Below are 9,687 nucleotides of genomic sequence, written 5' to 3' on the forward strand. Positions count from 1 at the left end.
CCCGGGCGGGCGGCGTGCATCGCGCGGGCCGCCATGCGGGCGGCGCAGCGCCGCCTTACAATATCGGCTTACCCAGAGGCGCTCAACATGTCGTTTTCCCGAAGCGCAGCCGATCCGGCTGACACCCTGCCCGACCTCGCCGCGACGCTCGCCGCGCCTGACGCCCACGCGTTCCTGCGGCTCGGCGACGCGTTTTATACGCGGCTGCCGGCCGCACCGCTCGCGGCGCCGTACGTGGTCGGTTTTTCCGACGAAGTCGCGCGCCTGCTCCGGCTGCCCGCGTCGCTCGCCGCGCAGCCGGGCTTCGCCGAGCTGTTCGCCGGCAATCCGACGCGCGACTGGCCCGCCGAGGCGCTGCCCTACGCGTCCGTGTACTCCGGCCATCAGTTCGGCGTCTGGGCCGGCCAGCTCGGCGACGGCCGCGCGCTGACGATCGGCGAGTTGCCCGGCACGGACGGGCGCCGCTACGAGCTGCAGCTCAAAGGCAGCGGCCGCACGCCGTATTCGCGGATGGGCGACGGCCGCGCGGTGCTGCGCTCGTCGATCCGCGAATTCCTGTGCTCCGAAGCGATGCACCACCTCGGCATCCCGACCACGCGCGCGCTGACCGTGATCGGTTCCGACCAGCCGGTCGTGCGCGAGGAAATCGAGACCGCGGCCGTCGTTACGCGCGTGTCGGAGAGCTTCGTGCGCTTCGGCCATTTCGAGCACTTCTTCTCGAACAATCGCCCCGATCTGCTGCGCGCGCTCGCCGATCACGTGATCGACCGCTTCTATCCGGCCTGCCGCGACGCCGACGATCCCTATCTCGCGCTGCTCGAAGCCGCGACGCGGCGCACGGCCGAGCTCGTCGCGCAATGGCAGGCCGTCGGGTTCTGCCACGGCGTGATGAACACCGACAACATGTCGATCCTCGGCGTGACGATCGACTACGGCCCGTTCGGCTTCGTCGACGCGTTCGACGCGAACCACATCTGCAACCACTCGGATACGGGCGGCCGCTATGCGTACCGGATGCAGCCGCGCATCGCGCACTGGAACTGCTACTGCCTCGCGCAGGCGCTGCTGCCGCTGATCGGGCTGCAGCACGGCATCGCCGACGACGACGCGCGCGCGGAACGCGCGGTCGACGATGCGCAGGCCGTGCTCGCGACCTTCCCCGAGCGTTTCGGTCCCGCGCTCGAGCGCGCGATGCGCGCGAAGCTCGGCCTCGAACTCGAACGCGACGGCGACGCGGCGCTCGCGAATCAGCTGCTCGAGACGATGCATGCGAGTCGTGCCGACTTCACGCTGACGTTTCGCCGGCTCGCGCAGCTGTCGAAACACGACGCGAGCCGCGACGCGCCCGTGCGCGACCTGTTCATCGACCGCGAGGCATTCGACGCATGGGCGAACCTCTACCGTGCGCGGCTGTCGGAGGAAACGCGCGACGATGCAGCGCGCGCGGCCGCGATGAACCGCGTGAACCCGAAATACGTGCTGCGCAACCATCTGGCCGAACTCGCGATCCGGCGCGCGAAGGAGAAGGACTTTTCCGAAGTCGAACGGCTCGCGCAGGTGCTGCGCCGCCCGTTCGACGAACAGCCGGAACATGAATCGTACGCGGCGTTGCCGCCCGACTGGGCCGGGTCGCTCGAAGTGAGCTGCTCGTCGTAACCCGCGCGTATCGACCGACCGATCAGGAGAACCCCCACATGTCCCAAGATTCCGACGACAAGACCTATCCGTACCGGAAGGACGACGCGGAACTGCGGCGCCGCCTCACGCCGCTGCAGTACGAGGTCACGCAGCACGCGGCCACCGAGCGCGCGTTCACCGGCGAATACACCGACAAGGAAGACGACGGCATCTACAAGTGCGTCGTCTGCGACACGCCGCTGTTCGAGTCCGGCGCGAAATTCCATTCGGGCTGCGGCTGGCCCAGCTACTTCAAGCCGCTCAACGGCGAGGTGATCGACGAGAAGATCGATTACTCGCACGGGATGGTGCGCGTCGAAGTGCGCTGCAATCATTGCGGCGCGCACCTCGGCCACGTGTTCGAGGACGGCCCGCGCGACAAGACCGGTTTGCGCTACTGCATCAATTCGGCTGCGTTAAACTTCGAGTCCCGACCCGAAAACGACTGAGCGGCGCCGGGCGAACCGGCCGGCAGCCACGACGCTGCCGCGGTTCGCGACGGCGGCGCCTGGCGGGTCCCTACAACGGTGAAAGGCCGCGCATGCGGCCTTTTCACGCAGCCGCGAGCGCCATGAAATTCCTGTTCGATCTGTTTCCGATCATCCTGTTTTTCGCCGCCTTCAAGGTCTGGGGCATCTTCACCGCCACCGCGGTCGCGATCGCCGCGACGCTGGCCCAGGTCGCCTGGGTCGCCTTCCGCCATCGCAAGGTCGACACGATGCTGTGGGTCAGCCTCGGCGTGATCGTCGTCTTCGGCGGCGCCACCCTCGTCCTGCACGACGAGAAATTCATTCAATGGAAACCGACTGTGCTGTACTGGCTGTTTGCGATCGGGCTGCTCGCCGCGCGCTATGCGTTCGGCAACAACCTGATCGAGAAGATGATGGGCAAGCAGCTCACGCTGCCGCACCCGGTGTGGGACAAGCTGAACGTCGCGTGGGCGCTGTTCTTCGCGGTGCTCGGCGTCGCGAACCTGTACGTGGTGCACAACTTCACCGAATCGCAATGGGTGAACTTCAAGCTGTTCGGCACGACCGGCGCCATGGTCGTGTTCATCATTCTCCAGAGCCTGTGGCTCACGAAGTACCTGAAGGACGAGTGACATGACCGACGCGTTTCTCCATGCGTCGCCCGACGCGCGCATCGCGCTGATCGAGGCGCGCCTCACCGCGGCGCTCGCGCCCGTGTCGCTGGCCGTACGCGACGACAGCGCGCAGCATGCGGGCCACGCCGGCGCGGCGGCGGGCGGCCACTATACGGTCACGATCGTATCGGCCGCGTTCGCCGGCAAGTCGCGCGTCGCGCGGCACCGGCTGGTGTATGATGCGCTCGCCGATGCGATGCAGCGCGGCATTCATGCGCTCGCGATCGTGGCTTACACGCCCGAAGAATTCGACGAATCTTCAATCCAGCATTAGGAATTCCCGATGATCCTGAAATCCCCCCGCCTGTGGTTCGCGGCGGCTGCTTTCGCAGCGGCGCCGGCCTTTGCCCAGAACATCGCCGTCGTCAACGGCACGCCGATTCCGAAGTCGCGCGCCGACGCGATGGTCGCGCAACTCGTGCAGCAAGGCCAGACCGATAGCCCGCAGCTGCAGCAGGCCGTGCGCCAGGAACTCGTGAACCGCGAAATCCTGATGCAGGAAGCGATTCGCGAAGGTATCCCGAATCGCCCGGACGTGAAGGCACAGGTCGCGGTCGCGCAGCAGACAGTCGTGCTGCGCGCGATGATCGAGAACTTCCTGAAGAAGAACCAGCCGACCGACGCCGAAGTGAAAGCGCGCTACGACGAGCTCGTGAAGACGGCCGGCGGCAACCGCGAATATCACCTGCACCACATCCTCGTCGACAGCGAGCAGCAGGCGAAGGACCTGATCGCGAAGATCAAGGGCGGCGCGAAGTTCGAGGATCTCGCGAAGCAGTATTCGAAGGATCCGGGCTCGGGCAAGAATGGCGGCGACCTCGACTGGTCGGACCCGAAGGCGTACGTGCCGGAATTCGCGGCAGCCGCGCAGAAGCTGCAGAAAGGCCAGATGACGGACGAGCCCGTGAAGACGCAGTTCGGCTGGCACATCATCCGCGTCGACGACATCCGCGACGTCGCACCGCCGCCGTTCGCGCAGGTGAAGGCGCAGATCGCGCAGCAGCTCGTGCAGCAGAAGCTGCAGACGTTCGAGGAAACGCTGCGTCAGCAGGCGAAGATCCAGTAACGTCGCCGACGCTGCACCAAAGAGAAAGGCCGCTTCGAGCGGCCTTTTTTGTTGCGTGCGCGCGAAGCGCGAACGCGGCGCGCGGCAGATCGCAGCACGGCGGCGCTGCTCAGTGCTGCGCCTGCTCCGGATAGAACGCGTCGTGATAGCGGACGATGCCCGCGCGGTGCGGCGCGGCATCGTCGAGCATCAGCGCCAGAAAATGCGTGGCCGGCGCGTCGGGAAACACGAGTTCGGCGCACGGCGCGAAGCCGAAGCGCGCATAGTAGGCGGGATCGCCGAGCACGACACAGCCCTGCGCGCCGCGACGGCGCAATGCGTCGAGCGCCGTGCGCACGAGGCCGGCGCCGACGCTGCGCCGCCGGCAATCGGCCCGCACCGCGAGCGGTGCGAGCCCGTACCAGCGCGAATCGCCGGCCGCTGCGCCGCCGATCGATACCGGCGAACAGGCGACATGCCCGATCACGCGGCCGTCGCGCTCCGCGACAAGCGACACGGCGAGCGCGCGATCCGCGCGCAGCGCGTCGACGATCCGCCGTTCGAACTGCCCGTGCTCCGGTTCGCCCGCGAACGCGGACACGATCACGTCCGCGATCGCGTCGACGTCGGACGCGCGCTCGTCGCGCAGCGTGACGACTTCGACGGGTGCGTACGGATCGAACGACACGGCGTCAGCCGATCCAGCGGCGCGCGTTGCGGAACACGCGCATCCACGGGCTCGCTTCGCCCCAGCCTTCCGGATGCCAGCTCATCGTGACCGTGCGATGCACGCGTTCCATGTGCGGCATCAGCACCGTGAAGCGGCCGTCGGCCGTCGTGACCGACGTGATGCCGGCCGGCGACCCGTTCGGGTTGAACGGATAACGTTCAGTCGCCTCGCCGCGATGATCGACGTAGCGCATCGCGACCGCGACGCGCTCGATGTCGCCCTGCTGCGAGAAGTCCGCATAGCCTTCGCCGTGCGCGACCGCGACCGGAATCCGCGACCCTTCCATCCCCGTGAAGAAGATCGACGGCGACTTCTCGACTTCGACGAACGAGAAGCGCGCTTCGAACTGCTCGGACTTGTTGCGCGTGAACTTCGGCCATGCGTCGGCGCCCGGAATCATCGACGAGAGGCTCGACAGCATCTGGCAGCCGTTGCAGATCCCGAGCGCGAACGTGTCGGGGCGTGCAAAGAACGCGGAGAACATGTCGGCCAGCTTCGCGTTGAAGCGGATCGTCTTGGCCCAGCCTTCGCCGGCGCCAAGCACGTCGCCGTACGAGAAGCCGCCGCACGCGACCGCGCCCGCGAAATCGGCAAGCGTCGCGCGGCCGGCGAGCAGATCGCTCATGTGGACGTCGTGCGCATCGAAGCCCGCGCGATCGAACGCGTAGGCGGTTTCGAGATGCGAGTTCACGCCCTGCTCGCGCAGGATCGCGACGCGCGGGCGCGCGCCCGTCGCGATGAACGGCGCGGCGACGTCTTCTTCCGGATCGAAGCCGAGCACCGGCGAGATGCCCGGATCGGCCGCATCGAGCAGCGCGTCGTATTCGGCATCCGCACACGCCGGGTTGTCGCGCAGGCGCGCGATGCGCCAGCTGACTTCGCCCCATGCGCGATGCAGCTCGGTGCGCGGCGCATCGAAAATCTTCTTCGCGTCGCGGTACACCTCGATCACGTCGCGGTCGTTGACCGTGCCGATCACGTGCGAGCACGTCGACAGCCCGAATTCGCGCAGCGCGCCGAGCACCGCGTCGCGGTCGGCCGCACGCACCTGCACGACGGCGCCCAGTTCCTCGTTGAACAGTGCGCGCAGCGTGCGGTCGTCGCGACGTCCGCTCGTCTGCTTCGCCCAGTCCTTCGCGTCGCCGTAGTCCGATTCGTGGTTCGCGTCGAGCGTCAGCATGTCGACGTTCAGCGACACGCCGGCGCGCCCCGCGAACGCCATTTCGCAGACCGTCGCCCACAGCCCGCCGTCCGAGCGGTCGTGGTACGCGAGCAGCTTGCCCTGCGCGTTCAGCGACTGGATCGCGTCGAAGAAGCGCTTCAGGTCCTGCGGATCGTCGACGTCCGGCGTCGTGTCGCCGACCTGCTGCGTGACCTGCGCGAAGATGCTGCCGCCCATGCGGTTCTTGCCGCGACCGAGGTCGATCGCGATCAGCACGCTGTCGCCGGCGTCGGCGACGCGGCGCAGCTGCGGCGTCAGATGACGGCGCACGTCCTCGACCGGCGCGAACGCGGAGATGATCAGCGACACCGGCGCGACGACTTCCTTCGCGACGCCCTGCTCCTCCCACTTCGTCTTCATCGACAGCGAGTCCTTGCCGACCGGGATGCCGATGCCGAGCGCCGGGCACAGCTCCATGCCGATCGCCTTTACCGTGTCGAACAGCGCGGCGTCCTCGCCCGGCGTGCCGCATGCGGCCATCCAGTTCGCGGACAGCTTCAGCTTGTCGAGCGACGCGATCGGCGCGCTCGCGATGTTCGTGATCGCCTCGCCGACCGCCATGCGGCCCGACGCGGGCGCATCGATCACGGCGAGCGGCGTGCGCTCGGCCATCGTCATCGCCTCGCCGCGGAAGCCCGCGTAGTCGAGCGCGGTGATCGCGCAGTCGGCGACCGGCACCTGCCACGGGCCGACCATCTGGTCGCGCACCGACGTGCCGCCGACCGTACGGTCGCCGATCGTGATCAGGAACGACTTGCTCGCAACCGTCGGATGCTTCAGCACGTCGACCGCGACCGCGGACAGCGCGATGCCCGTCACGTCGACCGGTGCGCGCTCGGTATGCACGCGCGTGACGTCGCGGTGCATGCGCGGCGGCTTGCCGAGCAGCACCTCCATCGGCATGTCGACCGGGTACGCATCCGCGCCGGTCGCCTGCTCGTCGAAGAGTTGCAGCTGGAGTTCGTCGGTCGCGACGCCGACCACCGAGAACGGGCAGCGCTCGCGCGCGCAGATCGCCTCGAAGCGCGGCAGGTCGGCCGGCGCGATCGCGAGCACGTAGCGCTCCTGCGCTTCGTTCGACCAGATCTCGCGCGGCGACAGGCCCGACTCCTCCAGTGCGATCTTGCGCAACTCGAAGCGCGCGCCCTTGCCCGCGCCGTCGACGATCTCGGGGAACGCGTTCGACAGGCCGCCCGCACCCACGTCGTGGATGCTGAGGATCGGGTTTTCCGCGCCGAGCTGCCAGCAGCCGTTGATCACTTCCTGCGCGCGCCGCTCGATTTCCGGATTGCCGCGCTGGACCGAGTCGAAGTCGAGTTCGGCCGTGTTCGCGCCGGTCGCCATCGAGCTCGCGGCGCCGCCGCCCATCCCGATCCGCATGCCGGGGCCGCCGATCTGGATCAGCAGCGAACCGGCCGGCACGTCGTGCTTGTGCGTGTGCTGATCGGCGATGTTGCCGAGGCCGCCCGCGATCATGATCGGCTTGTGATAGCCGCGCACGGTGCCGCCGACGTTCTGTTCGTACACGCGGAAATAGCCGCCGAGGTTCGGGCGGCCGAATTCGTTGTTGAACGCGGCGCCGCCGAGCGGGCCGTCGATCATGATCTGCAGCGGCGACGCGATGCGGTCCGGACGGCCGTACGGGCCGTGCTGCTCGTTCGGATTGCGCTGCGCGAGCGGCTGCGCGGCGTCGCGCGCGTTTTCCCACGCCTGGCGCGCGCCCGGCAGATCGAGGTTCGATACCGTGAAGCCCGTCAGGCCCGCCTTCGGCCGCGCACCGCGGCCCGTCGCGCCTTCGTCGCGGATCTCGCCGCCCGCGCCGGTCGCCGCACCCGGGAACGGCGAGATCGCCGTCGGGTGGTTGTGCGTCTCGACCTTCATCAGCGTGTGCGTAAGCTCCGTGTGGCGGCCGTAGCGCTCGCCCGGCTCGCCGGCCGCGCCCGCGCCGCGCGGGAACCAGCGCTCGGCTTCGGCGCCCATCATGATCGACGAGTTGTCCGAATACGCGACGATCGTGCCTTGCGGGCTCAGCTTCTCGGTGTTGCGGATCATCGCGAACAGCGACATGTCCTGCGCTTCGCCGTCGATCGTCCACTGCGCGTTGAAGATCTTGTGACGGCAGTGCTCGCTGTTCGCCTGCGCGAACATCATCAGCTCGACGTCGGTCGGATTGCGCTCGAGCTTGCGGAACGCATCGACGAGGTAGTCGATTTCGTCTTCGGCGAGCGCGAGGCCCAGCTCGACGTTCGCGCGCTCGAGCGCGCCGCGGCCGGCGCCGAGCACGTCGACCGTCGTCAGCGGCTTGGCCGGCAGTTCGTCGAACAGGTGTTTCGCATCGTCGCGCGCGGCCACCACGCTTTCGGTCATCCGGTCATGCAGCGCGGCCGCGACCGCGGCGCGCGCGTCGTCGGACAGCGCCTTCTTGCCGCCGAGCAGGCCCGACTTCAGCGTGACCGTGAACTCGATGCCGCGCTCGATGCGGCGCACGTGCGTGAGGCCGCAGTGCTGCGCGATGTCGGTCGCCTTGCTGGCCCACGGCGACACCGTGCCGAAGCGCGGCAGCACGACGAAGGTCTCGAGCGTCCCTTTCTCGGCCGCCGGCTCGAACGGCGCGCCGTAGTGCATCAGCGCATCGATGCGCGCGCTGTCGTCGGCCGACAGCGGTTCGGCCGCGTTGACGAAATGCAGGTACTGGCCGCGCACCGCGACGATGTTGGCGTCGATTTGCCTGAGCGTGTCGAGCAGACGGGTTTGACGGAAATCGGAGAGGGCCGAAGCGCCGGGAAAACACGAGAAGTGAGCCATGGGCTGGACTGACGTCGATGAGTCGCGCTAGAGGGCGACATGGGGCGAAAGGAAGGCCGTAATTATACCCGTAAGTCGGTCGCCCAAGACCGCCCGTCGGGTGCGCCGCGTGCACCGCCGCGGTGCGCGTGCGGCCGCGCGGCGCCGTCCGGCGCGATTTTGGCGCTATCATTCGCGGTTCCCCGGGCCGCGGGCCCGTCACGCGAATTCTCACCGGGTGGCCGCGCGCCGCCCGTCATCGAAGCAATCCATGGATGTCATCGTCATCGGCGGCGGACTCACCGGCGTCGCCACCGCCTACCAGCTCCGGGCGGCCGGTCATCGCGTCTGCGTGGTCGAACGCCACGCGACCGTCGCGCAGGGCGCGACCTACGGCGACGGCGGCGCGCTGCTGCCGAGCCCGCTCGACGTCTGGTTCGGGCCGACCTTCATGCACGCGCGCCAGCCGCGCGACAGCGGCATCGTGTACAAGCCCGGTTTCGACGGCGCCGTGCGCCGCTTCGCGAAGCGGCTCGCCGCGTTGCGCGAGCCCGACGCGTTCGTCGCGCAGTATGCGCGGCTGCGCCCGCTGATCGACGCGGCGCGCGAGGCGGTCGCCGACATCGAGAACCGCTTCCGGCTCGAGTTCGAGCAGAAGACGGGCATCCTGCACGTCGTGCGCGACGCGCGCGACTGGGAGGCGCTGCAGCCGGCGCTGGCGCTGCTGCCCACGCTCGATCAGCCGCACCGGACGCTGAGCGCCGACGCGTGCGCCGCGCTCGAACCGTCGGTGCGCGCCGAGCCGGACTTCGCCGGCGGCGTGCTGCTCGAAACCGAGCGCACCGGCAACTGCCCGCTGTTCGCGAAGCTCGTCAAGCAGACGCTCGACGAGCACGGCGTGCAGTTCCGCTTCGGCGCCGACGTCGCGGCGATTCGCGTCGACGCGGGTCGCGCCGCAGTCGAACTCGCGCCGCCGCGCGGCGATCGGCGCGCCGCGCATGCGCGCGAAGTCGACGTGATTTCGGCCGACGCCGTCGTGGTCGCCGCCGGCACCGGCAGCATCGCGCTGCTCGAGCGGCTCGGCT

8 protein-coding genes are annotated in these 9,687 nt (G+C 68.8%); 6 read left to right on the forward strand and 2 right to left on the reverse strand.

Annotated elements, in window-relative coordinates; genetic code table 11:
* Positions 1–87 precede the first annotated feature (87 nt).
* From HMPREF3115_RS00365 to HMPREF3115_RS00385, 5 genes are all read left to right on the forward strand, one after another.
* Positions 88–1,656: a protein adenylyltransferase SelO gene (locus HMPREF3115_RS00365; protein WP_070553149.1), complete on the forward strand. Its 1,569-nt coding sequence runs from the start codon at positions 88–90 to the stop codon at positions 1,654–1,656.
* Positions 1,657–1,694: 38 nt separating this feature from the next.
* On the forward strand, positions 1,695–2,126 hold the full coding sequence (gene msrB / locus HMPREF3115_RS00370; RefSeq protein ID WP_006407742.1) for a peptide-methionine (R)-S-oxide reductase MsrB: 432 nt from the start codon (positions 1,695–1,697) through the stop codon (positions 2,124–2,126).
* Positions 2,127–2,248: 122 nt separating this feature from the next.
* Positions 2,249–2,779, forward strand: a complete 531-nt coding sequence (locus HMPREF3115_RS00375) for a septation protein A (RefSeq protein ID WP_006402253.1) — start codon at positions 2,249–2,251, stop codon at positions 2,777–2,779.
* Between the two features lies 1 nt (position 2,780).
* A complete protein-coding gene (locus tag HMPREF3115_RS00380; protein WP_006402252.1) occupies positions 2,781–3,095 on the forward strand; it encodes a BolA family protein in 315 nt (104 codons plus the stop codon).
* 9 nt (positions 3,096–3,104) lie between these two features.
* Positions 3,105–3,887, forward strand: a complete 783-nt coding sequence (locus HMPREF3115_RS00385; protein WP_006407741.1) for a peptidylprolyl isomerase — start codon at positions 3,105–3,107, stop codon at positions 3,885–3,887.
* A 109-nt stretch (positions 3,888–3,996) separates the two neighbouring features.
* On the opposite strand, the gene HMPREF3115_RS00390 is transcribed toward HMPREF3115_RS00385, so the two are convergent.
* On the reverse strand, positions 3,997–4,554 hold the full coding sequence (locus HMPREF3115_RS00390; protein WP_006407740.1) for a GNAT family N-acetyltransferase: 558 nt from the start codon (positions 4,552–4,554) through the stop codon (positions 3,997–3,999).
* Between the two features lie 4 nt (positions 4,555–4,558).
* A complete protein-coding gene (purL, locus tag HMPREF3115_RS00395) occupies positions 4,559–8,623 on the reverse strand; it encodes a phosphoribosylformylglycinamidine synthase (RefSeq protein WP_053297166.1) in 4,065 nt (1,354 codons plus the stop codon).
* A 250-nt stretch (positions 8,624–8,873) separates the two neighbouring features.
* Here purL and HMPREF3115_RS32075 point away from each other — a divergent pair.
* The coding region (locus tag HMPREF3115_RS32075) for an NAD(P)/FAD-dependent oxidoreductase (protein ID WP_256275916.1) at positions 8,874–9,687 on the forward strand (814 nt) is incomplete at its 3' end.

Source organism: Burkholderia sp. HMSC10F09, from assembly GCF_001806955.1.
Taxonomy (GTDB): domain Bacteria; phylum Pseudomonadota; class Gammaproteobacteria; order Burkholderiales; family Burkholderiaceae; genus Burkholderia; species Burkholderia multivorans.

Coding starts and splice junctions, on each gene's coding strand:
- HMPREF3115_RS00365 (WP_070553149.1), top strand. CDS start 88: ATGTCGTTTTCCCGAAGCGCAGCCGATCCGGCTGACACCCTGCCCGAC.
- msrB (WP_006407742.1), top strand. CDS start 1,695: ATGTCCCAAGATTCCGACGACAAGACCTATCCGTACCGGAAGGACGAC.
- HMPREF3115_RS00375 (WP_006402253.1), top strand. CDS start 2,249: ATGAAATTCCTGTTCGATCTGTTTCCGATCATCCTGTTTTTCGCCGCC.
- HMPREF3115_RS00380 (WP_006402252.1), top strand. CDS start 2,781: ATGACCGACGCGTTTCTCCATGCGTCGCCCGACGCGCGCATCGCGCTG.
- HMPREF3115_RS00385 (WP_006407741.1), top strand. CDS start 3,105: ATGATCCTGAAATCCCCCCGCCTGTGGTTCGCGGCGGCTGCTTTCGCA.
- purL (WP_053297166.1), bottom strand. CDS start 8,623: ATGGCTCACTTCTCGTGTTTTCCCGGCGCTTCGGCCCTCTCCGATTTC.